Source organism: Pseudomarimonas arenosa, assembly GCF_014841215.1.
GTDB lineage: Bacteria > Pseudomonadota > Gammaproteobacteria > Xanthomonadales > Xanthomonadaceae > Pseudomarimonas > Pseudomarimonas arenosa.
The window spans coordinates 1-24,935 of sequence record NZ_JACYTR010000008.1 but is presented as its reverse complement, the minus strand read 5'-3'; the positions used below and the strand labels follow the sequence as shown (position 1 = coordinate 24,935).

Here is a 24,935-nt window from a genome sequence, read left to right as displayed (position 1 = left end):
CGAAAACGGGCACGCATACCCAACAACCTCGCTCAGCGAGGTTGCTGGGCTCTGCCTATGGGCAATCACTCAACGCTCAACGCTCCCAGCCTGCCCCACCATCGGCGCCTCAATCCATCGCACCCCGAGGGCGCCGGGGTGTAGCTTGATCATTACTTCCGTGCCTGGCATGAAATCGTTGAAGCGTGAGCGATCGACTTTCAGTCGTTGCTTGTCGCCCAGGAGCGGTGCACCGGATAGCTGTACGTAGTAGCAGGTAGAGCGCTTGCCGCAGCGGCGGCTGTAGCGATCGGCGACAGTCGCCGAAACCAGGGCTGGGCTGGCGCGATCGAACTCGATGTTGTAGTCGCGGAGCGAAGTGAAGGCGCTGCCGAAGGCGCCGAACCCACCGACCAGCAGGAGCTCGATCAGCACGATGTGCGAGCGTGAGGTGCGACCAAGCAGGAATACGCAGGCGCCCAGCAGGGCCAACAATAGCCCGGCGCCCAAGGCGGCAGCAGTGGCATTCAGCTGAGCCAGATCAATCACTACAGGGAACTTGGGAATGGCGGTATGCAGCAACTGGATGGCGGCATTGATCGCCAGTGCAGCGCTGATCGCGGTCAACAACAAGGCTTTGACGATAAAGCCATCGTGCGCGCCACTACCCGGTGGCGCCGTTGAGGCCAGTAAGCCTGCCAATTCGCGCAGCACCGGCACCACCTCTGCGGCCAATGGCTGAGGCGAACATTCCTTCATCGAACTGGCCGGCGCCGCTTCAATCCACAGCCGTTCACCCCGGCACCAGAGTTTCTTGATCTTGAAACCCTGCAAGACCCGGCCATCGAAGAATCGCCCCAGCACTTCATGCAGCTGAGACTTCTGCTTCAGCACATAACTCAAGCGTCGATCATCAGAAACAACATAGACGTTCTCGTCGAATTGCAGCCGGTTGAGTTGCTGCTCCTCAGACAGGCCTAACGACTTGAACAGTCGGTCCAACCAGCTCTCGCGCTTGAGTTGAAAGTGCATGCCGGTCTGGCAAATCAGCCCCAGCCGGATCAGCTGCACGCGCCCCTTGTGCTTGCTGATCGAGTATTGATAGCGCACGCCCTCGTGTTCGGCGCTCTGCCCTTTCCATTGATTGGCCCGGCGCCAGCTGTACATCAACCAGGCGCTGACCGAGATGGTTAACAAACCGATGGCAAACCACATAGCTCCCCCGAATCTTGAACCGCAGCGTGGCAGTACAGAGCAAACTGGACCCTGGCACTTCGACCAACTCCAAGCATCGCTTGCACCGGGTGACCGCGCTGGTTGGCAGTGAAGCAGACGACGAAGCTGCTGCCACTCAGTGACGCGATCGACTCTCACGCCAATCACGCCATGCATCCTGCGCCTGCAGCCACCAATAGGTCAGCTGGGCACCCCACAGCCCCGCCGGTCGAAAGGTCGGGCTGAATCCGTAGCGTGCGAAGCGTTGCCAGCGGTTATCGCCTTCGCACAAGGCGGCGGCAAGCAGCTCACCGGCCAGGGTAGTCGGCGCCACACCATGGCCGCCGAAGGCCTGCGCCACCCATAGACCCGGCTCGACCTGACCGATCTGCGGCATTTCGTGCGTGGCATAGCTCATCAGGCCAGACCAGGCAAAATCGATTCTGGCATCGCGCCAGTGTGGAAACACCCGGCCCAGGTCGCGACGCAGCAGTTCCTTGACCGCGTTCGGGGAGCGATCCTTGATCGAAATTCGACCGCCCCACAACAGCCGTGAGTCGGTCAATGGACGGTAGTAGTCGAACGCGAATCGGGTGTCGTAGATGCAGGCTTGGGTCGGCAAGACTCGGTGTAACTCACCACCCAGGGGCTCGGTGACCATCACATAGGTGGCAATCGGCATTACCGCCCGATCCACCGCGCTCACCAGACCGGCGAGGTAGCCACCGCAGCTCAGCACCACCTGCTCGGCCTCGATACGTCCCTCGGAGGTATGCACGCACCACCCGCGGCCACGACGTTCAAGCTTGATGGCCGGCGATTGATCAAAGAGGCGTACCCCACGGGCAGCCGCCGCCCGCCCCAACCCGTCGCAATAGTTCAGTGGATGAATCTGCGCCGCCTCGGCTTCCAGCAGTCCCGCACTGTAGCGATCGGACATCACATAGCGATCCAGCGCCTGTTTATCCAGCCAGCGCCAGTCGGTGGCAAAGTGTTGTCGCAAGAGCTGCTGCCTGGCGCGCAGGACCTGCGGATCGCGAAACCAGTTCGCCAGCACCACGCCATCGGCCTCCAGCCCGCAGTCGATGCGGTAGTCGTGCACCCGGCGTTTAATCAGGGTGACGGCATCGCGGGTGTCGCGATACAGCTCAGCGGCGGCAGACTCGCCGAGATCAGCCAGCAGGCTGGCCTCAGAGCGCGAGAACCCGCCAAACACGAAGCCGCCATTGCGACCCGACGCACCGTAGCCGATGGTCTTCGATTCGAGCAGCACCACGCCGGGCTTGCCACGTTCGGCGCAGCCAAGCGCAGTGTTAAGGCCGGCAAAACCGCCACCGATGATGCATACCGATGCCTGTTCGCTGCCGCGCAGCGCACCCGGCCCGAACGGCGCCACTCGGGTCGACTGGTAGTAGGTGTCCGCCATGGCCCTGCTCAGTCGTGCTCAGCGTCGCTCTTGGCCATCGCCGGAAGGGCGGCATGCAGATAGGCATAGCCCGACCATAAGGTCAGCGCGGCCGCCACCGCCAGCAGCGACTCGCCAATCAGCAGCGTCGGGAACTGACCAATCGGCTGGTAGTAGAGCAAGGTGGTGATCGCCACCATTTGCACGATGGTCTTGATCTTGCCCAATCCCGCTACCCCGACCTTGGCACGCTGACCGATCTCAGCCATCCACTCGCGCAATGCCGAGATGGTGATCTCACGACCGATGATCACCGCTGCCAGCAAGGCCATCAGCCAGGTCGGGTGGCGCTGAACAATCAAGACCAAGGCTACGGCCACGGCCAACTTATCGGCCACCGGATCGAGAAAGGCCCCGAACTTCGAATACATGCCGAAGCGACGCGCAATCCATCCGTCGAGCCAGTCGGTCAACGCGCCCAGGGCGAAAATCGCTGCAGCGGCCAGATTGGTCCACTTGTAGGGCAGATAGAACACCAGGACCAGGATCGGAATCGAAGCAATCCGGGCCAGAGTCAGTACGGTCGGCAGGGTGATCTTGATCCGATAACTCACGCTTGCTGTTCCCCCTCCTGCCCCATGCCTTCCTCGTCTATGCCGCGCAAAGCCGCGTAAATGCGGCGTGCCAGGGCCTCGTTGATGCCTTCCACTGCGGAAAGTTCCTCTACCCCGGCGGCCTTGACACCGGCCAGGCCACCGAAATGGGTCAGCAATGCCACGCGCCGCTTCGGCCCGACACCCTCAATATTCTGCAATGTACTCTGAACTCGCGCCTTGGCGCGACGACCGCGATGACCGGTGATGGCAAATCGATGTGCTTCATCGCGTACCTGCTGAATCAACTGCAGACCCAGCGACTGCGGCCCTGGACGTAGCTCTCGACCATCCGGCAGCACCAGGGTTTCCATGCCCGGCTTGCGTTCCTCACCCTTGGCCACACCGACCAGACTGAGGTTGGCGATTCCCAGTTCACTGAGTACCGAGATGGCCTGTTTCAGTTGTCCCATGCCACCGTCAATCAGCAACAGATCAGGTAGCTCGCCCCGTTCGGCGGCCTGGCGAAAACGCCGGCTCAGGGCTTGTTGCATCGCGGCGTAATCATCACCCGGCGTGATGCCACTGATATTGAAGCGTCGATACGCGCTGCGATCGGCGCCGTCAGTGCCAAACACCACGCAGGAGGCCACCGTCGCTTCGCCTTGGGTATGACTGATATCAAAACACTCGATGCGCTGCGGTGCCTCGGCCACGCCCAGCAAATCGGTGAGCGACTGCAGGCGCTGTTGCTGCAGCTTGCCGGAGTCCAGCCGGCTGGTCAGTGAAGCCTGCGCCGTCTTGCGCGCCAATTCCAGAAACTGTGCCCGGTGCCCGCGCACGCCATGACGAATCCTGAGCCGCCGTCCGCAGGTCTCGCCCAAGGCGGCTTCGATCACCTCACGCTCGGCAAGCTCGTGTTCAACCAGCAACTCGCGCGGCGGTGGAACCTGCAGATAGTGCTGAGTGATGAAGGCGGCCAACAGCTCAGGTTCATCGACCTCCGAGCCGATACTCGGAAAATAGCTGCGGGTACCGAGATTCACCCCATTGCGAAACGACAGCACGACCACGCAGGCCTGATAGCCACGAAGCTCGACGGCAATCGCATCGAGATCGGCATCGGCATGCTCAACAAACTGTTTGGCCTGTGCACCACGCAGTCGGGCAATCACATCACGCGCCTTTGCAGCCTGCTCGAACTTCAGCTCCTGGGCTGCCTCCTGCATGCGCTCGGTCAGCTGCTCGACCAGGGCGTCGCTGCGTCCCTCCAGGAACAGAGCGGCCTGACGCAGAGACTCGGCATAGTCAGGCTCACTGATCAAGCCGACGCAAGGCGCACTGCAGCGTCCTATCTGGTGCTGCAGGCAAGGTCGGGAGCGGCCACTGTAGACGCTGTCTTCGCATGAGCGAAGGCGGAACAACTTGTGTAGAAGTGCCAAGGTCTCGCGCACGGCATGAGCGCCGGGGTAAGGGCCGAAGAATCGTCCGCCGACCTTGCGCGAGCCCCGATAGAAACCCACCTTGGGAAAGGGATGGGCGGAGAAATGCACGAACGGGTAGCTCTTGTCATCGCGCAACAGTATGTTATAGCGCGGCCGGAGCGATTTGATCAGCTCGTTTTCCAGCAGCAGGGCCTCACCCTCGGTGCGGGTGATGCTGACCTCCATGCTGGCCACCTGACTCAGCATGTGGGCTATGCGCATCGAGGTTGGCTTGCCGGAAAAATAGCTGGCTACGCGCTTGTCCAGTGCCAGGGCCTTGCCGACATACAGCGCTTCGCCCGCAGCGTCGAGCATGCGGTAGACGCCGGGCAGGCTGGGCAGGGAGCGAGCGAACTGGCGCCCGTCGAAACCCACCTCATCCTGCTGTTCGCTTGGAGCACGACCCTCGGACATCACTCGCCAATCGGCAGTCGTCTCACCTGCGCCGAGTCGATCTCGATACGCAACACTTCATGGGCGTTGGTGTTGGCTACCCACAGTACGCCTTCACTGCTGGCGATGGCGGCTGGCTCACACAGCGAATAGCTCAGCGGCAGTCGGCGCAATTCGCCGCCACCCAGGCGCAGCGATCGAATCTGATTGTTATAGGTGTCGGCAATCCACAATTGTGGGGCACGCGAATCGAGGCAGAGACCAAGCGGGCACTGCAACAAGGCATGCTGGCGCGGTCCATCCTGATCGCCATAGTCGAACAGACCATGTCCGACCAAGGTGTGTACCTGACCGCCCTGCACATTGATGCCACGAATCGCTGACGAAGCTGAGTCAGCCACGTACAGCGTCTGTTGGATCATGGTCAGCGCTGAGGGCTGTGCCAGCATGGCGCGCTCACCGGCGCCATCGCATAGTCCAATCTGCCCGGTTCCGGCGACACATCGAATGCGCCGGACACCCTGATCGTACTCCCAGATCTCCTGACCACTGGCCATGGCGATATAGATCTTGTCGTGGTTGCCAACCAGCGCCCACGGGCTATCCAGAGAGGTCTTCAGAGGATCTTCGCCGACCAGATTGGCCGAAACTCCGCGCACGCCATTACCGGCCAGGGTATCGGTATCGCCACTTAACAATGACATCCGCCGCAATGCATGATTGCCCGCATCGGCGATGTACAGCGCATCACGGCTGAGGAACAAGCCACGCGGCCGATTGAAACAGGCTTCTGCGGAATTACCATCGACCAGACCCGGATTGCCGGTGCCGATCTGGCGCATGATGCGGCCATCGTGGGAGCACTCAACAATCCGATGGTGTGCGGTATCGGCGACAAACAAGCGCGTGGCATTCACTGCCACGCCAGCCGGAAACAGCAAGGGCAGGCGCGGCTCGGGCTTGGAACCGGTGGGCGCTGGCTGGAACACGCGGTCCTGCAGACCGGCCTGATCAAGCAGATCGCCGACCAGTTTTTCCAGCTCGGCCTTGATCGCATCGCCCACCAACAGCCGGCATAGCTGTTGAGTGGTGTCGATCACCACCACCGAGGGCCAGGCAGTGATCTCAAAATGCTGCCAAAGCAGGAAATTAGGATCGTGCAGCAAAGGCAGGCGCAAGCCCAGACTGTTCAGCGCCCTCTGCGCGATGCGCGGCTCGCGCTCGGCTTCGAATTTCGGTGTGTGCACCGCCACCAAGGTGGTGCTGTCGGAGAAGCGCCCCAACAAGGACTGCAGGTCAAGCAACACATTGTGTGCGTACGCCGATGAGGCGTTCCAGAATGCCAACAGCACGACTCGGCCACGCTGCTCGGCCATGCTGATCGGTTCGCTGTTCAGCCATTCCACACCTTCAGGGAATTCCGGTGCCGCCAGCGGTGGATTCATGCGCTTATTGTCCTTGCCTTCCTGGGTCGGTCCGTGCCGGCGCGCCCTGGGCGCAACCCGCAAACCCAATTATGCCGGGTTTAGCCAAGAACTCAGCAACTTCCGGGCCGCTCGGTCCAATAGATCGAAACATGCCTCGAACTCTCGCAGGCTAGCGTAGTACGGATCAGGCACCTCGCCGCGTGGATCAATGCCGGCCTTGGCAAGCAGCAGCTGGGCAGTCTGTGAGACCGGCCCCAAACGAGCTTGCAGCGCCTGCAGGTTGGCATGATCGGCGACCAGGATGCAGTCGAACCGAGCGAAATCTTCGGCCTCAATACGCCGCGCGCGCAGCTGTTCGATGTTCACTCCGCGCGCTCGCGCCGCCTGAATCGCGCGAGCATCGGGGGGCTCACCGACGTGATAGCTGTGCGTTCCCGCCGAATCGAACTCGATGTTCAGACCGGCTGCCTGGCTATGGTGACGCAAGATGCCCTCGGCCAGCGGGGATCGACAGATATTGCCGGTACAGACCAGCAATACGCGGCGTGGCACAGCCGCGCTCACCGTTTCGTCTCCAGTACCCGGCGCACCCGTTCGAGATCCTCAGGCGTGTCGACGCCGGCCGGCACGGCCACCGGGCTCAAGGCCACGGCCACGCGCCAGCCGGCCTGCAGCGCCCGCAACTGTTCCAGCGCCTCGACCTGCTCGAGCCAGGCCGCGGGCAGACGGGTGAATGCGTCCAGGGTGGCCCGACGGTAGGCATACATGCCGATATGGCGCAGCCAGCCCTCGCCCGGCAGGTTGACCCGATCGAGCTGAAATCGATCGCGATGCCAGGGAATCGGCGCACGACTGAAGTACAGCGCCTGTCCCAGATCATTCCTCACCAACTTGACGCAGTTGGGGTCGAATAGTTGTTCACTCGATTCAATCGGCCAGCCCAGGGTGGCGATCTCACAGCCCGACTGCACCAGACATTCCGCTACGCCGCGAATCGCGGCCGGCGGTGCCAGCGGCTCGTCGCCCTGCAGATTGACGATCACGGTGTCCTGCTCCCAGCTACACATGGACGCGCACTCGGCCAGACGATCGGTGCCCGAGTTGTAGCCGGCGGCAGTCATGCAGACACGAATGTTTTGCGCCGCCACCGCGTCCGCGACACGTTGATCATCGGTCGCCACCACGACTTCGCGCGCGCCCGCTGACAGCGCGCGATCCACCACATGAGCAATCATTGGCCGCCCAGCCAGACTGGCCAGCGGCTTGCCGGGCAGTCGACTCGAAGCGTAGCGAGCCGGAATGGCCACGACAAAATCAAGCGCTGTGCTCATGGTGAATCCTTCGCGTTGTGCCAAATCAGCCGCTGCAGCCGATCCATGATTTCATCATCCAGTTCCACCGACACCTCCAAAGCATACGCTTCGCGCGAGATGAGGGCGGCACACTTGACAGCGTCCTTGTCGGTGACGACCACAGGCGTGTCATCTGGCCAGCAGAAGTCGGCGGCCGAAAACGAATGATGATCCGGGAACGGATGGGCAATAACACGGGCGCCCAGCGATTCAAGACTGGCAAAGAAACGCTGCGGGTGTCCGATACCCGCGGCAGCGTGAACCTGCCTGCCCTGCAACCACTCCAGCGACTGATCAACTCGACCGCGCTCGGCATGGCGGCCAATGGCCCGCAATCGTCGCGGTCGCAAGCACATGCGGGCATCGATGCCGAGTTCCGGTTCGCCCGGATAGTCGCCATTGCAGATCCGCAGATCGCATTCAGCCAATCGCTGCGGGGCTTCGCGCAAGGGTCCGGCGGGCAGCAACTGGGCATTGCCCAGACCTCGCTCACCGTCGATCACAGCGATTTCGACATCGCGCGCCAGGGCATAGTGCTGCAACCCGTCATCGGCAATGACCAGGTCGATGGATGGATCTTCAAGCAGGGCCTGCACCGCCTGCGGGCGATACTCGGCCACCACCACGGGACATCCTGTGGCCTCAAAGATCAACTTGGGCTCATCCCCCACCTGTTGCGCGCTGCAGCCCGGGGTGACCCGCTGCAGGCCGCGCGATTGCCGCCCGTAGCCGCGCGACACCACACCCGGATGGAAGCCGCGCTGCTGCAGCTGTCGACACAGCGCAATCACCAAGGGCGTCTTGCCAACCCCGCCGACCGAAATATTGCCCACCACCACCACCGGTTTGGGTGCGCGATAGACCGGCTTGCGACCTTCCAGGTAGGCGCGCCGCCGGCGCGCCACCAACCATCCGAACAGCCTTGCCAGCCCCCGTAGCCAGAACTCCGGAGGCTCGCCGCCGTACCAGCGCCGCTCAAGCCAGCTCTGCAAACTCACTGCAGTTCCGCGGCGTTATGCGCATGGCTACTGGCCCTCGGATGCGGCGGGATCGCGAAACTGCAGGCGATGCAATTGCGCGTACAGGCCACCGCGACTCAACAGTTCAGTATGGGTACCTTGTTCGACCAGTCGCCCCTGGTCAAGCACCAGCACCTGATCGGCGTGCTCCACCGTAGAAAGTCGATGCGCAATGATCAGGGTGGTTCGATCCGGGATCAGGCGATCGAGTGCCGCTTGAACCAGTCGTTCAGAACGTGAATCCAGAGCCGCCGTGGCTTCATCCAGAATCAGAATCGGCGCATCCTTGAGCACCGCGCGGGCAATCGCCAAACGCTGTCGCTGGCCGCCCGACAGGCGGCTGCCCTTGTCGCCAATTTCCGCCTGCATGCCGTTCGGCAATTCGTCGATGAACTCGCTGGCATTGGCGATATCCGCCGCCTTTCTCAGCGCCGCCGGATCGGCCTCGGGACGGCCAAAGCCGATGTTCGACGCCACCGAGTCATCGAACAGGATCACCTGCTGGCCGACCATGGCGATCTGCCGGCGCAGATCGGCCAGCGCGTAGTTCTCCAAGGGTTGACCGTCGAGCAGGATGCGACCCGCGCTAGGCTCGTAAAAGCGTGGAATCAGGCGTACCAAGGTGGTCTTGCCAGACCCCGATCGCCCAACGATGGCGGTGACCGTGCCTGGCCTGGCGACGAAGCTGACCTCGCTCAGCGCGTCACCTTCCTGACTGGCGTAGCGAACACCCACCCGCTCAAACCGCAGCTCACCCTTGGCGCGAATCAAGGGATGGCCACTGCCCTCTTGCTCTTCCTCCAGATCGAGCACGGCAAAGATCCGCTGCGCCGCAGTGACCCCGCGCGACAGCTGCGATTGCACCGTGGTGATCCGCTTCAAAGAGGGCAGCAAGGCCATCATGGCAGTCATCAGCGATACGAACTGACCGGCATTGACTCGGCCGGCCTGCGCTTCACCACTGGCGACGTAGACGATCACCGCCAGAGCCATGGCGGCCAACAACTGCACCGTCGATGAGGACATCGCGCGCGTGGCCTCAACTCGGGTATTGAGCCCTAGCAGCCGATCTGCCTGCTCGCCATAACGCTTGAGTTCACTTGCCTGCGCCCCGTACAGCTTGACCTCCTGCTGAGCGTAGAGCGTCTGTTCGGCCCGGTGCGCCATGGTGCCGACACCGGATTGAATCTCACGATTCAACCGCCGATAGCGCTTGCCCACAGTCGACACGATCAGGGCAATCACCGGCGCGGCGACAAACATGGTCACCGTCACCTTGACGCTCTGACTCAACATAACGGCAATCAGGGCGATGATGTACAAGGAGTCGGTGACGACCACCTTCAAGGCATCGCTGCTCGCCTGCGCCACTTGTTCGGTATCGAAGTTGAGGCGCGACACCATCACCTGCACCGGCTCGGCATCGAAGCGTTCACCGCGCAGGCGAAGATATTTGGCCATCAACGCCTGGCGCAGATCCCGCACTACCGAGCGTCCGGCGCGCGCCATGCCGTAATCGGTGGCAAAGGTGGCGGCACCACGCAGCAGGAACAGGCCGACGATGATCAAGGGCAGGATGATGCCGGCGTCGGGGTTCTTGGCCACAAAGGCTTCGTTGATCAGCGGCTCCATCAGCTTGATGAAGCTGGCCCCACAGGCGGCGTCCAGCACCATGCCGACCAGGGCCGCCAGCAGCAGCGTCCGATAACGAAACGCGTAGCCGAGAAGACGCTTGTAACTCGGCCACGCCGGTGGCAGCGCGTCTCCCGAATCCATCGGTGAACCGCTCATGGTTGCTCTTTCTGCGCCTCGACCGTGGCGATGGACACCTTGGAGAACCCGAGATTCCCCAACACCGTCATCGCCGTCACCACACTTTGATGCGTGGCCTTGGCATCGGCGCGCAGAGTGACCGTTTGATCGCGCTGATCGCCCGCGACGCGCAGAATCGCCAGCCGCAGGCTGTCGGCATCCTGCTTCAGCACTTCATCGCTTCCGACATAGAAGCGGCCTTGCGCATCGACCGCCACGGTCAGGCCATCGCTGGTGCTGAGCTTCTGTTCGGTGCTGGCCTTGGGCAGGTCCAGCTGCACCGCGCTACGCTCATCGAAGGTGGTGGTAACGACGAAGAAAATGATCAGGGTGAACACCACATCGATCAGCGAGGTCAGGCTGATCTCGGGCTCTTCACGCATTCGGCCCGAAGTGAAATTCATCGAGCAACCCGCTTGCCGCGCGCCTGCGGCGCCTTCGGTGTGCCGGACTCGATGGTGTCGAGCAGGGCAATTGCCTGCTTTTCCATATCGATGGTGTACTCGGTGACCCGACCGCGCAGATAGCGATACAGCATCAACGCCGGGATCGCCACGCACAGGCCAGCCGCCGTGGTGACCAGGGCCTCGCCAATGCCACCGGCCAGGCGGCTGGCATCACCCACACCGGACTTCAGAATGCCGAGGAACATCCGGATCATGCCGAACACCGTGCCGAGCAGCCCGAGCAGGGGCGCCACACCCGCCACGGTACCCAATGTGTTGAGAAAGCGATCCATATCGTGGGCGACATGGCGCCCAACGTCTTCCACCCGTTCCTTGATCTGCTCGCGCGGCTTATCACGCGCTTCCAGCGCCGCGGCCAGCAGCTCGCCAAGCGGCGAATTCTGCCGCAGCGCATCGAGGTGCCCGGGGTCGAGGCGACCAGTGGCGGCCCACTCGCGCACCTCATCGCCGAGGGTCGGCGGCAATACACTCTTGCGGCGCAGGGTCCACAATCGTTCCAAGGTGATCGCCAGAGTCAGCACGGCGCAGGCCAAGATCGGCCACATGACCCAACCACCCGCTTTGATCAGCTCCCACACGAGTTCATGCTCCTGTCGTTGTCTTCCATGGCTCCCGCGCAGCGGGCGTCGCGAAGTGTAACCCGGCTGCGCCGACGATCGTTCCGTTGCGATCGACTATCACGGTGGCGGTCGGCGCCAGAATCGAGCGCGCTGACGCCGCAGTTCAGACACTGCGATTGCGCCTGCTGGGCCCCAAGCAAGCTCGATCGCGCCGCTGTGCGCAGTATTCAGCAGGGGAATTCGCCTGTTCTCTAGCGCGTCCAGCACCTCGATGGCCGGGTGCCCGAACGGGTTGTCAGCCCCCGCAGCCACCACTGCCAGCCGAGGATCGACGGCATCCAGGAATGGGCTGCTGGAAGAGTGCTTGCTGCCATGATGGGCCAGCAACAGGATGTCGGCCGCCAACAGCTCGGGCATCCGCTTCAGCAGCCTCGATTCGATCACCGCGCCGATATCGCCGGGAATCAGCATCGACCGGCCATCGGCGGTCAGGCGCAGCACGCATGAACTGTCATTCCCCATCTCGGGAAAGTGAATGGGCGGATGCAGAAACTCAAACTCCACGTCGTCCCAGCGCCAGCGAGCGCCGGCCTGACAGGCGCTGGCCGGCGCGCTGCGCTTCGGTTCACCGGCCAGCGTCGGCACCGGACCGAACAAGGCGCGCAAGGTAGCCAGCCCGCCTGCGTGATCGAGGTCGCCATGACTGACGATCAATAGATCGGGCGCCGATCGCTGCTGGGCCTGCAGGGCCGGAACCACGGTGCGTTCGGCCGCATCACTGCCGGAACGGAAGGCCGGGCCGGTATCGTAGAGCAGGCTGCGAGAGTGGGTCTCGATCCAAACGGCCAGGCCCTGACCGACGTCCAGCACCTGCACCCGCACCGCGCCTGGCGCAGGGCGATCAGCCGGCGGCCACGCCAAGGGCAGCAACATCAGTAGTCCTGACCCACGCCATGCAAAGCCGCGTGGCAGCAGGAGCAGACATATACCCAGCACGGCCAGCAACAGCGATGGCAGGCTGGGCTCAGGCCAGACCGATGCCGCCCCCGGCAGTTCCGCCGTCCACTGCACGAACGCCCAGCCAGCGGCCATCAGACGCTCGAACAAGGCGAACACCCAGGTGGCGAGCGCCGGCCAGAGCAGACTGACCAGCCCAACCAGGGCCAGCGGCACCATGACGAAGCCGACCAGGGGCACCGCCAACAGATTCAGCGGCGCCGCAATCCACGACGTCTGGGCAAAGAACACCACGCTCAGTGGCAACAGGCCCAACGCCAGCACCCACTGCGCGCGCAGCAGGCTGCCAGCCCAACGCCAGGGCGATTCAGCCAGCTGAGGCAAACACAGCATGAGCCAGAAAACGCCCGCGAAGGACAACCAGAAGCCGGCCCCTAGCAGGGCCATCGGATCGATCAAGGCCACCGTCATGGCGGCCAGCGCCAAGCCCTGCCAGGGATGCTGGCGGCGCCGCAACAGCACCGCGGCGAGAAACACCGACAACATCAGCAGGGCCCGCTGTACGGGCAGGCCAAGACCGGCCAGTCCGGCATACGGCAGGGCAAATGCCAGGGCGCCGAACGCCGCCCACAGTGGTCGCGGCAGGGAACGCGGAGCGAGCCGACTGAGACCGCGCAGCAACAGCGCCCCGAGCCCGGCCAGCAAGCCGATATGCAGGCCGGAGATGGCCAACAAGTGACTCAGGCCGGTCTTGCGCAACACCAGCCAGTCCGATTCGGTCAGGCCGCGCGTATCCCCCAGGGTCAGCGCACGCAGGAACCGGGCGCTACCGACCGCCGCGGACCGATCGATGCGTTCGGCCAAGTGCCAACGGAGCCTATCGAGCCGAAAATCAGCAGGCGGTAGGGACTGGTGCAGCTTGCGCACATAGCCGACGGCTGCCAGACCGCTCTGCACCGCATAGCGTTCGAGGTCGAAGCCGCCTGGATTGACCTGACCATGCGGCCGGCGCAGGCGTAACTGCACGCGCAGACGATCGCCTGGTAGCCAGCTGGGCGGCGGCGTGCCGTACCAGCTGAGTCGCACCCGCTGCCCCGCCCAGGGGTCGTCATCGCCAGCGGACCCTTCAGTGCGCAGGATTCGGGCGTCGAATCGCAGGCGTTCAGCATCACGTGCTGGCAGATCGGTCAGCTCGATGTCGGCGTTCAAATCACAGGCTTGATCAGCGACGACACATGGCCCGGCTGGCAAATCAACCCAAGGAGAATCCAGCATGGCCTCGCGCATCTGCCAACCCGCACTCAAGGCCGCCAGCGAGGCCCAAAAGGCCAGCCGAAGCGCCGTCACTGCCAGACCGGAGAGTGGATCCTGGCCTGCGCCTTGCTCCGCCCGACGCTTGCACAGCCACTGCAAGCAAACAGCCACGCCGCTCAGCACCAGTGTCAACGACGCCATCTGCCCGCGATTCGGCACCGCAGGCAGTTGCAGCATGGAAACAACCCCGAGAACCGCAGCAGCGCCAGCGACGGGATCCAGCCGCAACCACAGCGGCCAGCCGAACCAGCGCGCTAACACCCGGCTCAGTCGCCCGGCCGCAACGGACGCAGTCCGCCGCCATCAAGAACCAGAATCCGGTCACAGCGCTCGGCCAGACTGCGATCGTGGGTCACGATGACCAGGCTGGTGCCAATCTCCCGGTTCAATTCACGCATCAGTTCCAATACGGATGCTGCGGTCTTGGCATCGAGATTGCCAGTCGGCTCATCGGCCAGCACGCAGGCCGGGCGGTTGACCAAGGCCCGCGCGACCGCGCAACGCTGGCGTTCTCCCCCAGACATTTCGCCCGGTTTGTGCTGCAGTCGTTGCTCCAAGCCCACCCTCACCAACAAATCGCGCGCCCGCGACTCGGCCTTCTGCTTCGACTGGCCGGCAATCATCACCGGCATCATCACGTTCTCCAACGCGGTGAACTCGGGCAGAAGATGGTGGAACTGGTAGATAAAGCCCAGGGACTCATTGCGCAGGCGACCACGCGCGGCATCCGACAGCGTGAACATCGACTGACCGACCACGCTGACTTCACCGGCGCTGGGACGATCCAGCCCACCAAGCAGATGCAGCAAGGTGCTTTTGCCGACGCCGGAGGCGCCGATGATCGACACCATCTCGCCGCGCTCGATGCGCAGGCTCAACTCCTTGAACACCGGCGTGCGCAGCTTGCCCTCGCGATACTCCTTGGCCAGCCCGCGGGCCTCGATGACCGTGTTCATTGACTCACTCATAGCGCAGGGCCGCTGCCGGATCGACCCGCGATGCACGCCAAGCCGGATAGATGGTGGCCAGCATGCAGAGCACAAAGGCGATCAAGCCGATCTGCTGCAAATCGGCGGCGCGCATCAGGGTCGGAATGCCACCGGTGATGTAGTACACATCCGAAGGCAAGGCTTCGAAACCGAAAGTGTCCTCGAGAAAACTGACCACGGTTTGCAGGTTGGCGGTGAGCAGGATGCCGCCGAGCAGGCCGCTCAATACACCGACGATACCGATTGCCGTGCCCTGCACCACGAAGGCAGCCATCACCTGGCGCGGGGTCATACCCAGCGTACGCAGGATCGCAATATCGGCCTGTTTGTCGGTTACCAGCATGACCAGGGACGACACCAGATTGAACGCCGCCACCGCGACGATCAAGGACAGGATGACAAACATCACCAGCTTCTCGGTCTTGATGGCGCGAAAGAAGTTGGCGTGTTCTCGCGTCCAGTCGCGCACCTGATAGTAACCGCCAAGCTCAGCACCTAGGTCCTGGGCCACCGTCCACGATTGGAACATATCATGCAGTTTCAGCCTGACGCCGGTGACCGAGGCACCGAAACGCAGCAGCTTCTGTGCATCTTCCATGTGGATCAGGGCGAGCCCGAAATCGTACTCCTGGGCCCCCGCCTCGAACACGCCAACCACGGTAAAGCGACGCATCTGCGGCAATGCGCCCACCGGCGAAGCGCGAAATTCCGGCACGAACACAGTGACCTTATCCCCCAGGCGCACGCCTAGATAGGCGGCCAATTCGATACCGAGCACGATATTGAATTCGCCTGCGCGCAATTCCTCGAGACTGCCGGCCTTCATCTTGCTGGCGACCTCAGAAACCTTGGGCTCCTGATCCGGCAGGATGCCGCGCAGCAACCCCCCTTGCGTGCGCAGGCCCTGCAGCATCGCCTCGCGCTCGACGAACGGCGCCGCGCCGCTGACCCGTTGATCCTGCTCGGCCAAATCGACCGCGCGCCGCCAATCTTGCAGCGGCTCGCCGGCACCCGCCACCGTCGCGTGCGCCACCATGCCCAGAATCCGACTGCGCAACTCCTGCTCGAAGCCATTCATCACCGAGATCACGGTGATCAACACGGCCACACCCAGGGCGATGCCGACCATCGACACGGCGGAAATAAACGAAATGAAGTGATTGCGCCGCTTTGCTCGGGTGTAACGCAGGCCGAGCGCGAGTGAAAGTGGATGAAACATGGTGATCCGAATTCTTGAGCGGCCAAGATTACACGCTTTGCCCGGCCTCCGGCTTCATCAAGGCCAAACAGCGATGCAAGCGGCGCTGGTCCTCACGTGATAGCAGCGAGGGCAGTAGCAGAAAGCCCCGCGTCTGCCGCTGGTCGCGAACCTGCAACAGCAACAGCGGACCAAACTGCCGTACTCCGGACCACGGCAACCAACGCTGAGTTCCCGCGCCGCCATCACCGCCCCCGACTTCCAAGGCATCGGGGACGCGAAGACGCAGGTAGGTCCAGTTCGAAAGCGCCTGGCTGTGGCGACGATTGAGTACACAGATTCCGAGCCACAGCAGCCACACTGCCCAGTGATTGATCGCACTGAGCCCGATGGCGGCAGCGCTCAGTGCAGCCACCAGCAGTTCGGCCGACCAAAGCGCAACCAGCATCGACCGCGACTGCTCAAGGCGGCAGCTGGAGTAGTCGTTCAACCATGCCCCGCAAAGCTGGATCGTCGACCGGCTCGCGGCCCATGAACCAACGCCAGAGTTTGTCGTCTTCGGTAGCCAGCAGTTGCTCGAATCGCGCGCGTTCTTCGGTGCTGGCTTCGAACCAGCACCGATCCAGATAGCGTTCCATCAACTGATCCAGTTCGCGCATGCCGCGCCGGCAGCGCCAGCGCAACCGACGCAGCTCGGCAACGGGATCAGACAAGCTTGGTGATCCTCCACCACAGTCGCCACAACGCTGCAGGCACCCGTGCGGTGATCGCCACGAAGGCGAAACAAAGGGTCATGGTGCCACCGCCCAGGATCAGTGCCGCATCCTGCAATGCGCTGGTATCAGGTGGGGCTTCGCCCAACCACCAGGCGCGAATGATGCTGTAGGGAATCAGGGCCACCAGTGCACAGAACAGCAAGGCGAGCAACCGGAAGAACGGCCGCGCATGAGCGCCGCCCCGGTCCTCTGGATGGCTATTCTCGAACGCAGCTCGCAAGCGTCGACGAATACTCATCCGCGCCGCTGCAACATCAGCTTCTTGATCTCACCAATCGCCTTGGCCGGATTGAGACCTTTCGGGCAGGTGCGCGCGCAGTTCATGATGGTGTGGCAGCGATATAGGCGGAACGGATCTTCCAGATCATCCAATCGTGCACCGGTGTCTTCATCACGCGAATCGATGATCCAGCGATAGGCCTGCAACAGGATGGCGGGGCCGAGGTAACGGTCACCATTCCACCAGTAGCTCGGGCAGCTGGTGGAACAACATGCACAGAGAATGCATTCGTACAGACCATCGAGTTTCTTGCGATCTTCCGGCGACTGCAGCCGCTCGCGATCCGGCGGCGGTGCGCTTTGCGTGCGCAGCCAGGGGCGGATCGACGCATACTGGGCATAGAAATGGGTGAGATCAGGCACCAGATCCTTCACCACCTCCATATGCGGCAGCGGATAGATCGGCACCTGGCCACCCTTGCAATCATCGATTGCCTTGGTACAGGCCAGCGTATTGGTGCCGTCGATATTCATCGCACAGCTGCCGCAGATGCCTTCACGGCATGAGCGCCGGAAGGTCAGCGTCGGGTCGATCTCGTTCTTGATCTTGATCAGCGCGTCCAACACCATCGGGCCACAACTGCCCAGATCAACTTCATAGGTATCGACGCGCGGATTGGCACCGTCATCCGGATTCCAGCGGTAGATCTTGAAGGTGCGCACCTTGCCCTTGGCATCTTTTGCCGGGAAGTGCTTGCCCTTCTGGACCTTGGAATTCTTCGGGAGGGTGAACTCTGCCATGGCTGCTTAATCCGGGATTCGAGATTCGGGATTCGGGATTCGAAGGCGGGACTACCAGCGCTGCTGCGAGCCCCGCATCCCGGCTCTTAATACGTGCGGGCTTTCGGCGGCACCACATCGACATCCTTGGTAAGGGTGTACATGTGTACCGGTCGATAATCGATCTTGGTGTTGCCGGCCTCATCAATCCAGCACAGGGTGTGTTTGTGCCAGTTGCTGTCGTCGCGGTCCGGGAAGTCTTCGTGCGCGTGAGCGCCGCGAGACTCCTTGCGGTTTTCCGCCGACACCATGGTCACCACCGCCTGCGACAGCAAATTCTGCAGCTCCAGGGTTTCGATCAGGTCGGAGTTCCAGATCAGGGAGCGATCTTCCACCCGCACGTCGGCAAATCCAGCGTGGATCTTGCGAATCTTCTCCACACCCTCGCTCAACGACTGGCTGGTGCGGAACACCGCTGCGTGGTTCTGCATGGTGCGTTGCATCTGGTTGCGCAGTTCGGCCGTCGGCGTGCCGCCCTTGGCATGACGGAGCTTGTCCAGATTAGCGATGGCCTTGTCAGTGGCTGAACTGGGCAAGGCTTTGTGAATCGAATTGGGCTTGATGGTTTCGGCGCAGCGGTTCGCGACGGCGCGTCCGAACACCACCAGGTCAAGCAACGAATTCGACCCCAGCCGGTTCGCGCCATGCACCGAAACACAGGCAGCTTCACCGATAGCATACAGGCCAGGCACCACCGAATCAGGATTGCCGTCACGCAAGGTGACCACTTCACCGTGATAATTGGTCTGCAATCCGCCCATGTTGTAGTGCACGGTCGGCAACACCGGAATCGGTTGCTTGGTGACATCAACGCCGGCAAAGATCTTGGCCGTTTCAGCGATACCCGGCAGCTTTTCGTGAATCACTTCCGGGCCAAGATGCATCAGTTCAAGGAAGATGTGGTCCTTGTCCGGGCCCACGCCGCGACCCTCGCGAATCTCGATGGTCATCGACCGACTGACCACATCGCGCGAGGCCAGATCCTTCGCATTCGGCGCGTAGCGCTCCATGAAGCGCTCACCGTTCGCGTTGCGCAGCACGCCACCCTCGCCGCGCACGCCCTCGGTAATGAGGCAGCCAGCGCCGTAGATTCCGGTCGGATGGAACTGCACGAATTCCATGTCCTGCATGGGCAGACCCGCACGCAGCGCCATGCCGCCGCCGTCGCCGGTACAGGTGTGGGCCGAGGTGGCCGAGAAGTAGGCACGGCCGTAACCGCCGGTGGCCAGGACCACGCCCTGAGCGCGAAACAGATGCAGCTCGCCCGTGGACAAGTCGATGGCTAAGACGCCTCGGCAGGCGCCCTCCTCGTCCATGATCAGATCGAGCGCAAAATACTCGATGAAGAAACGCGCATCATGCGCCAGCGATTGCTGGTACAGGGTATGCAGAATGGCATGACCGGTGCGGTCGGCTGCTGCACAGGTACGTTGCGCGGTGCCCTTGCCGTAGTGGGTGGTCATGCCACCGAACGGCCGCTGATAAATCTTGCCGTCTTCGGTACGCGAGAACGGCACACCGTAGTGCTCCAGCTCGATGATCGCCGGAATCGCTTCGCGACACATGTACTCGATGGCGTCCTGATCACCCAGCCAATCCGAGCCCTTGATGGTGTCGTAGAAGTGAAAGCGCCAGTCGTCCTCACCCATGTTGGCCAGCGCGGCCGAAATGCCGCCCTGCGCCGCCACCGTATGAGACCGCGTTGGGAAGACCTTGGTGATGCAGGCGGTGTTGAGACCTTTGGCGGCCAGTCCAAACGTTGCCCGCAGGCCAGCGCCGCCAGCACCCACGACCACCATGTCGTACTTGTGTTCCTGAATCTTGTAAGCGCTCATATCCCTTAGCTCTAGCTGGCGATGGCGATGCGTGCAACGGCGATCAGTGAGGCCAGACTGGCCAGGGCGCAGGCAAACATGATGGTCACTTGCAGGGTGACCTCGAGCCAGCGCGTGTGGATGTAGTCCTCGACCACCACTTGCAGGCCCAACTTCGCATGCCAGAACAGTGACAATACGAAGGTCAGCATCAAGGTGGCGTTCAACGGCTGCGCCAGAGTGCTGCGTACCGTCGCATAGTCAGCTGAAAGCAGGCAGACGGCGGTGATGACAAACCAGGGCGAGAGCAAGGCCAGGGCGATGGCGGTCAGGCGCTGTAGCCACCAATGATGGGTACCTTCCTTGGCCGAACCGAGGCCTCGGGCGCGGGCAATTGGATGCCGGAGACTCATGCGGCACCTCCGGTGAATGCGACAAACCACAAGCCGGCAGTCAGCGCGATGGTCAGCACCCAGACCGTCCAGCCGGTAGCGTATACCTTGGGGATCTCGTAGCCATGGCCCATGTCCCACCACAAGTGGCGCAGGCCATTGAGCAGATGATAGATCAGGCAGGCGCTGAATCCGGCCAGCGCCACCTTGCCAACCAGGGTGTTAAGCAGGGCCGTGAAACCGGCATAACTTTCTGCCCCGCCGGCCACCGCCACCAACCAGGCAGCGACCAGAAACGCCCCCACCGCAAGCGCCACACCCGTGGCCCGGTGGAGGATCGACATCACCATTGTGATCTGCCAGCGATAGACCTGCAGATGCGGCGAAAGTGGGCGTGCGTGTTTGCTAGTACTCACCGGAGTATCTCGCTCGTCAATTGTGTAAACCAGACATCCATCCGCCGCTTCGGAACGGCACGATGAGAAAATCAAAAATCGATGCAGCGACCGTTCTTTTCCCAGTCGCCGAATCGGGTGGGCTCAGGGCCTTCGCGGCCACCGACCTCGACAGGCCGCTCAGAAACGCCGTGCGGCGGCTGCTGACCGTCGGCCGGAAGCTCCGCCGCTCCCCTTTGGTCTTCCCGCTCTGTCATCATGACCCCGCTCCAGACGCGCTGAAGCGTAATACGCAGCCCCCCTTCGAGCAAGCAAAAACCATGATTGACGCAGTCTACTCCCTTGATGTAGCGGCATTTCCGCTGCCCTTCGACACCGTGCAGATCAGCGGCGCTGACGCCGCAGACTTCCTGCAACGTCAACTGATGAATGACGTTCGGCAACTGCGCCAGGCCGGCGATTCACAGTGGACCGGCATGTTGACGGCCAAAGGCAAATTGATTCACCTGTTCCTGCTACTGCGACTCGACGATCAGCGCTTCGCTGCCATCTGCCCCGATCAGGACGGCGCGGCCCTTATCAGCGCGCTTCAGCGATTACTGTTTCGCAGCAAGCTGCAGATCCAGGCGATGCCGGAGGCGCAGACCTGGTTTCAGCCAGTCGTCGCCTCGGCCAGGTCGGGCATGACGCTGAGCTGGGACGGGCAACGATCGCTGACCTGGTTTGAACACGCCCCGGACCTGACACCGCCGGATGCCGCGGCACGGGCAGCCGCCGAGGCGGCGTGGCAACTGGCCGATCTTGAGGCCGGTATCGTGCGCTTGCAGGACGCCAACCGCGACCAGTTCACGCCGCAGATGCTGGGATTGAACCGTCGCCACGCGTTCAGCCTGAACAAAGGCTGCTACCCGGGCCAGGAGATCGTGTCGCGAACACATTTCCTCGGCAAGGCCAAGCGCGGGCTGCAGCTACTGGCACATACCGGCGAGGTTCAGTGCGGAGACGCCATCCTGCACCAACAACGCGAAGTCGGCAGCGTGGTGTCCAACTCGGTGAATCATCAGGTGCTGGCCGTTCTACCGCTTGAACAGCCTGAACCGCTATCAAACCCACTTGCTGCCTTCACGTACTTATCACCCACTTGGTCTGCAGGCTAGCATTGCGGAGCCGATTCTCAGGCGGCCGCGCCGTACCCGGCGCTGGCCGCTGAAGGCGTTGGCTTTGAAGCACATTTCTGCTATAGCACGAGTTAAACAAAGGGAGGAACGTCATGAGGCACATCGTTGCGAGTGGACTCTTGGCGCTGGGCTTGGCTTCGGCTACTTGGCAGGCCCGGGCAGACACCTACACGGTGACGGTTGAGCCCTCCTATCCGCCCGATCAGGCCGCCGAAGTCTATCAACCCTTGTTCGACTACCTGGGCAAGGAAACCGGCCACACCTTCAAGATTCTGGCGACCCGCAACTACCACTTCTACTGGCGTGACTTGCGCCAGAGTCGGCCCACCGACTTCGCCTTTGAAGAAGCACACTTCACCGACTATCGCGCCAAGCGCGCAGGCTTTGAACCGCTAGCGAAGAAGACCGAGCGCGCCGTGTTCGTGCTGCTGGTTTCCGACCCCGAGTTGGCCGACGCCGGCCTCAACGCCCTGGTCGGTCGCCGCATCGTCTCAATGCCGGCGCCCAGCATGGGCTTCGCCCTGGCAGCCGAAATGTACAAGAACCCCATTGCTCAGCCCGAGATCAGATCCGAGGCCAGCACCTGGCGTGACGGCGTCGAGATGGTGTTTTCCGGTGACGCCGAGGCCGCCATGGTACCCGTCCATATTGCAGACCAATACCCGAACCTGGTTGAGGTCTCGCGCTCGAAGGATTACCCGGGCGCCGCGTTTTCTGCTGGCCCGACGGTACCGGATGAGGTCAAGGCCGCGGTCAAAGCGGCCTTGCTGAAACTGAGCGACGACCCCTCGGCGTTCGAGATTCTGGCCGAACTGGGCGCCACAGGCTTCGTCGAAGTCGCGGAAGGCGAGTACGACGGCCAGGAAAAGATGCTGGCGGCGTTCTTCGGCTACCGGCCGCCACAGTCAGTCGAATAGCGCGGCACTTCGCCGGCCGGCACTATACGCCGGCTTTCACCTTGCTAGCGCCGAACGCCGCCTGCAGCTGTTCGTAGGCCGCGCGCTGCTTTTCCGAATGCGCTGGCGGCGCATGTACTTCGATGATGACGATTTCATCGCCCGATGGGTCACCCGGGAGGGTGGCCGGCAGGCCGCGACCGCGTAGTCGCAGGCGCTTGCCAGTATCGCTGTTGGCCGGCACTCGCAACTGCACCGGACCGCCCAGGGTCGGCACGGTCACTTCGTCGCCAAGCGCCGCCTGCCAGGGCGTCAACTTGAGCTTCACGCGTACCTCCCGGCCCTCGACCTCGAACTGCGGATGAGTACGGTAATTGACATCAAGCAGCAAGTCGCCGCCACCACTGGCCTGTCCGGCCAGCCGAATCTGCTGGCCCTCCAGGATGCCCTTGGGAATGCGAACTTCGAGCACGCGTCCGCGCACTGAAATGCGCTGCTTGCCGCCGGTGTAAACGGTTTCCAGATCGACCTCGATCCTGGCCTGTTCTTTGACCGGTTGAGCGGAAGCAGGCGCCTCACGCTTGGCGCGCCCGAACAGCGACTCGAAGAAATCACTGAAACCGGCTCGGGTGCCGGAAATGTCATCGTTCCAGTCGAAGCCAAATCCGCCCCCCATGTCGGGCGGCGGACGGAATTCCTCGCCAGCGCGAAAACCCCGGCTGCGCATTTGATCGTAGGCCTGACGCTTGGCCGGGTCACGCAGGGCCTCGTAGGCCTCATTGATTGCCTTGAAGCGCTCTTCCGCGCCAGCTTCCTTGCTGACATCCGGGTGATAGCGTCGCGCCAGGCGGCGGTAGGCCGCCTTGATTTCGTCGGCACCGGCATTGGGCTTGACGCCAAGGGCGTCGTAGTAATCCTTGAACTGCATCGTAGGTGTCGGCCACAGGCTGTTGGGCCGCAGGAGCCGCGGCCTTAAACCGCAAGACTACCGCAAGCGGCACGCTGAGACCGGGTCACATGACCCGGTCTGCAGATCGAAGGCCCCTAAACTTAGTCGACGTTAATGCTGATTCGTCGCGGCGTCGTTTCCGGGCGCTTGGGGATGCTGATTTCGAGCACACCCAGCTTGCCACTGGCAGCGATGCCGTCCGGGTTGGCAGTGTCAGGCAAGGCAAAGCGCCGATAGAAGGTGCCGTGCGTACGCTCGATCCGCGAGTACTGGCTGGTTTCCTGATTCAACGCCTTGCGCTCACCGCGAATCGACAGGATGCCTTTTTCCATGTGAATCTCGATCTCGCGCGGATCGACCCCGGGGACATCGGCCAGGATCACGAAACGATCCGGTTCTTCGCGAATATCCACCCGCGGCACCCACTGACTGGTCACCACATTGCTCTGGTCGTTGTCCGGCTCGCCGAAGAATTTCTCCATCACCTGCTTCAGTTCGTCCTGCAATGCGGGTTGCAGGGCCCAATGCGAAAAACGCGTCATTTCGAGTCTCCTGGATGGCACGGCCAGCTGCCGTTCTGTGAACAAAAGTGGCGCCTCACCGGCAAATTTCAAGAGCCCTCCATTCGACTGGAGGGTCCCACGCGACGGCTTCCGGTACCATCACCCCTCCCTCTTCCGAGCAGCGCAAATGAGTATTCAAATCGGCGACACCCTGCCCAAGGCGGATCTGAACTACCTGCAAGACGGCGTCAAGACGCTGTCGACCGAAGACCTGTGCAAGGACAGCAAGGTGCTGCTGTTCGCCGTACCCGGTGCATTCACCCCGACCTGTTCGGCGCGGCACTTGCCGAGCTATGTCGAGAAGATGGATGAGTTTCGCCAGCGCGGGGTCAAGGTCGCCTGCATGGCCGTCAACGATGCCTTTGTCATGAGCGCCTGGGGCAAGCAGTCGGAAGCGCCGGCTGATCTCTACATGCTGGCCGATGGCAATGCCGAGTTCACCAAGGCTCTGGGCCTTGAACTTGATGCCAGTGGCTTTGGCATGGGACTGCGCTGCAAGCGCTTCGCGCTGTATGCGGAGAACGGCGTGGTCAAGCAGCTCTGGGTCGAGGCGCCCGGCGAGTTCAAGGTGTCGGCAGCGGACTACGTACTGAGCAATATCGGCTGAAGCCGGCAAGGCCCTTTAACCCGGATATTTCATGAGGTCGCGCCGAAAGATCCGGCAATTCCAAGCGGGGCGAGAGTTTCGACCGATGGTGTTGAGATAACAGAGTGTTCGCGATCTTTCGGCGCTGGCACGGCCCTCATTC

General features: G+C 62.5%; 27 protein-coding genes. 3 read left to right on the top strand and 24 right to left on the bottom strand.

Features of this window, described 5'->3' with window-relative positions; translation table 11 throughout:
• Positions 1 to 69 precede the first annotated feature (69 nt).
• From IFO71_RS05975 to IFO71_RS05870, 22 genes are all read right to left on the bottom strand, one after another.
• Positions 70 to 1,194: a hypothetical protein gene (locus tag IFO71_RS05975; protein WP_192028634.1), complete on the bottom strand. Its 1,125-nt coding sequence runs from the start codon at positions 1,192 to 1,194 to the stop codon at positions 70 to 72.
• Between the two features lie 136 nt (positions 1,195 to 1,330).
• Positions 1,331 to 2,620 carry an NAD(P)/FAD-dependent oxidoreductase gene (locus tag IFO71_RS05970; protein WP_192028633.1) on the bottom strand — a complete coding sequence of 430 codons (1,290 nt, stop codon included), beginning with the start codon at positions 2,618 to 2,620 and terminating at the stop codon, positions 1,331 to 1,333.
• 8 nt (positions 2,621 to 2,628) lie between these two features.
• Entirely contained in the window at positions 2,629 to 3,201 is a 573-nt protein-coding gene (gene pgsA / locus IFO71_RS05965; RefSeq protein ID WP_192028740.1) for a CDP-diacylglycerol--glycerol-3-phosphate 3-phosphatidyltransferase, read from the bottom strand.
• A gap of 8 nt (positions 3,202 to 3,209) precedes the next feature.
• Entirely contained in the window at positions 3,210 to 5,090 is a 1,881-nt protein-coding gene (uvrC, locus tag IFO71_RS05960) for an excinuclease ABC subunit UvrC (protein ID WP_192028632.1), read from the bottom strand.
• Positions 5,090 to 6,514 (bottom strand): redoxin domain-containing protein, encoded by a 1,425-nt coding sequence (locus tag IFO71_RS05955; RefSeq protein WP_192028631.1) that lies wholly within the window; start codon positions 6,512 to 6,514, stop codon positions 5,090 to 5,092. Before IFO71_RS05955 ends, uvrC begins: the two co-directional genes overlap by 1 nt.
• 69 nt (positions 6,515 to 6,583) lie before the next feature.
• Positions 6,584 to 7,060, bottom strand: a complete 477-nt coding sequence (locus IFO71_RS05950; protein ID WP_332309326.1) for a low molecular weight protein-tyrosine-phosphatase — start codon at positions 7,058 to 7,060, stop codon at positions 6,584 to 6,586.
• On the bottom strand, positions 7,057 to 7,827 hold the full coding sequence (kdsB, locus tag IFO71_RS05945) for a 3-deoxy-manno-octulosonate cytidylyltransferase (RefSeq protein WP_192028630.1): 771 nt from the start codon (positions 7,825 to 7,827) through the stop codon (positions 7,057 to 7,059). Before kdsB ends, IFO71_RS05950 begins: the two co-directional genes overlap by 4 nt.
• A complete protein-coding gene (gene lpxK, locus IFO71_RS05940; RefSeq protein WP_192028629.1) occupies positions 7,824 to 8,846 on the bottom strand; it encodes a tetraacyldisaccharide 4'-kinase in 1,023 nt (340 codons plus the stop codon). Before lpxK ends, kdsB begins: the two co-directional genes overlap by 4 nt.
• A gap of 27 nt (positions 8,847 to 8,873) precedes the next feature.
• On the bottom strand, positions 8,874 to 10,658 hold the full coding sequence (gene msbA, locus IFO71_RS05935) for a lipid A export permease/ATP-binding protein MsbA (RefSeq protein WP_425502871.1): 1,785 nt from the start codon (positions 10,656 to 10,658) through the stop codon (positions 8,874 to 8,876).
• Positions 10,655 to 11,083, bottom strand: a complete 429-nt coding sequence (locus tag IFO71_RS05930; protein ID WP_192028628.1) for an ExbD/TolR family protein — start codon at positions 11,081 to 11,083, stop codon at positions 10,655 to 10,657. Before IFO71_RS05930 ends, msbA begins: the two co-directional genes overlap by 4 nt.
• A complete protein-coding gene (locus IFO71_RS05925; protein ID WP_192028627.1) occupies positions 11,080 to 11,724 on the bottom strand; it encodes a MotA/TolQ/ExbB proton channel family protein in 645 nt (214 codons plus the stop codon). Before IFO71_RS05925 ends, IFO71_RS05930 begins: the two co-directional genes overlap by 4 nt.
• 99 nt (positions 11,725 to 11,823) lie before the next feature.
• Positions 11,824 to 14,154 carry a DNA internalization-related competence protein ComEC/Rec2 gene (locus IFO71_RS05920; protein WP_192028626.1) on the bottom strand — a complete coding sequence of 777 codons (2,331 nt, stop codon included), beginning with the start codon at positions 14,152 to 14,154 and terminating at the stop codon, positions 11,824 to 11,826.
• 89 nt (positions 14,155 to 14,243) lie between these two features.
• On the bottom strand, positions 14,244 to 14,933 hold the full coding sequence (lolD, locus tag IFO71_RS05915; protein WP_484573324.1) for a lipoprotein-releasing ABC transporter ATP-binding protein LolD: 690 nt from the start codon (positions 14,931 to 14,933) through the stop codon (positions 14,244 to 14,246).
• Between the two features lie 4 nt (positions 14,934 to 14,937).
• On the bottom strand, positions 14,938 to 16,185 hold the full coding sequence (locus tag IFO71_RS05910) for a lipoprotein-releasing ABC transporter permease subunit (protein ID WP_192028624.1): 1,248 nt from the start codon (positions 16,183 to 16,185) through the stop codon (positions 14,938 to 14,940).
• 28 nt (positions 16,186 to 16,213) lie between these two features.
• The gene (locus tag IFO71_RS05905; RefSeq protein WP_192028623.1) at positions 16,214 to 16,612 is read right to left on the bottom strand and encodes a hypothetical protein; all 399 of its coding nucleotides are present in this window, start codon (positions 16,610 to 16,612) and stop codon (positions 16,214 to 16,216) included.
• Positions 16,613 to 16,625: 13 nt separating this feature from the next.
• The gene (locus IFO71_RS05900; RefSeq protein ID WP_225444432.1) at positions 16,626 to 16,877 is read right to left on the bottom strand and encodes an FAD assembly factor SdhE; all 252 of its coding nucleotides are present in this window, start codon (positions 16,875 to 16,877) and stop codon (positions 16,626 to 16,628) included.
• Positions 16,870 to 17,178, bottom strand: coding sequence for a hypothetical protein (locus IFO71_RS05895; protein ID WP_192028622.1), 309 nt, complete (start codon positions 17,176 to 17,178; stop codon positions 16,870 to 16,872). The genes IFO71_RS05900 and IFO71_RS05895 overlap by 8 nt, the downstream gene beginning before the upstream one ends.
• Positions 17,175 to 17,960 carry a succinate dehydrogenase iron-sulfur subunit gene (locus IFO71_RS05890; RefSeq protein WP_192028621.1) on the bottom strand — a complete coding sequence of 262 codons (786 nt, stop codon included), beginning with the start codon at positions 17,958 to 17,960 and terminating at the stop codon, positions 17,175 to 17,177. The genes IFO71_RS05895 and IFO71_RS05890 overlap by 4 nt, the downstream gene beginning before the upstream one ends.
• Positions 17,961 to 18,046: 86 nt before the next feature.
• Positions 18,047 to 19,834, bottom strand: a complete 1,788-nt coding sequence (sdhA, locus tag IFO71_RS05885; RefSeq protein WP_192028620.1) for a succinate dehydrogenase flavoprotein subunit — start codon at positions 19,832 to 19,834, stop codon at positions 18,047 to 18,049.
• An 11-nt stretch (positions 19,835 to 19,845) separates the two neighbouring features.
• On the bottom strand, positions 19,846 to 20,226 hold the full coding sequence (sdhD, locus tag IFO71_RS05880) for a succinate dehydrogenase, hydrophobic membrane anchor protein (protein ID WP_192028619.1): 381 nt from the start codon (positions 20,224 to 20,226) through the stop codon (positions 19,846 to 19,848).
• Positions 20,223 to 20,621 carry a succinate dehydrogenase, cytochrome b556 subunit gene (gene sdhC, locus IFO71_RS05875; protein ID WP_332309325.1) on the bottom strand — a complete coding sequence of 133 codons (399 nt, stop codon included), beginning with the start codon at positions 20,619 to 20,621 and terminating at the stop codon, positions 20,223 to 20,225. The genes sdhD and sdhC overlap by 4 nt, the downstream gene beginning before the upstream one ends.
• A gap of 71 nt (positions 20,622 to 20,692) precedes the next feature.
• Positions 20,693 to 20,857 (bottom strand): DUF1674 domain-containing protein, encoded by a 165-nt coding sequence (locus tag IFO71_RS05870; protein ID WP_192028735.1) that lies wholly within the window; start codon positions 20,855 to 20,857, stop codon positions 20,693 to 20,695.
• A 63-nt stretch (positions 20,858 to 20,920) separates the two neighbouring features.
• Between IFO71_RS05870 and ygfZ the strand changes: the two genes are divergently transcribed.
• A complete protein-coding gene (gene ygfZ, locus IFO71_RS05865; RefSeq protein ID WP_192028618.1) occupies positions 20,921 to 21,757 on the top strand; it encodes a CAF17-like 4Fe-4S cluster assembly/insertion protein YgfZ in 837 nt (278 codons plus the stop codon).
• 113 nt (positions 21,758 to 21,870) lie between these two features.
• On the top strand, positions 21,871 to 22,695 hold the full coding sequence (locus IFO71_RS05860) for a phosphate/phosphite/phosphonate ABC transporter substrate-binding protein (protein WP_192028617.1): 825 nt from the start codon (positions 21,871 to 21,873) through the stop codon (positions 22,693 to 22,695).
• A gap of 22 nt (positions 22,696 to 22,717) precedes the next feature.
• Here the strand turns inward: IFO71_RS05860 and IFO71_RS05855 are convergent, their stop codons facing one another.
• Together IFO71_RS05855 and IFO71_RS05850 are read right to left on the bottom strand one after the other, a co-directional pair.
• Positions 22,718 to 23,602 carry a DnaJ C-terminal domain-containing protein gene (locus IFO71_RS05855; RefSeq protein WP_192028616.1) on the bottom strand — a complete coding sequence of 295 codons (885 nt, stop codon included), beginning with the start codon at positions 23,600 to 23,602 and terminating at the stop codon, positions 22,718 to 22,720.
• A gap of 122 nt (positions 23,603 to 23,724) precedes the next feature.
• The gene (locus IFO71_RS05850; protein ID WP_192028615.1) at positions 23,725 to 24,165 is read right to left on the bottom strand and encodes an Hsp20/alpha crystallin family protein; all 441 of its coding nucleotides are present in this window, start codon (positions 24,163 to 24,165) and stop codon (positions 23,725 to 23,727) included.
• 148 nt (positions 24,166 to 24,313) lie between these two features.
• Between IFO71_RS05850 and IFO71_RS05845 the strand changes: the two genes are divergently transcribed.
• Positions 24,314 to 24,793, top strand: a complete 480-nt coding sequence (locus IFO71_RS05845; RefSeq protein WP_192028614.1) for a peroxiredoxin — start codon at positions 24,314 to 24,316, stop codon at positions 24,791 to 24,793.
• The last annotated feature ends 142 nt before the right edge of the window (positions 24,794 to 24,935 follow it).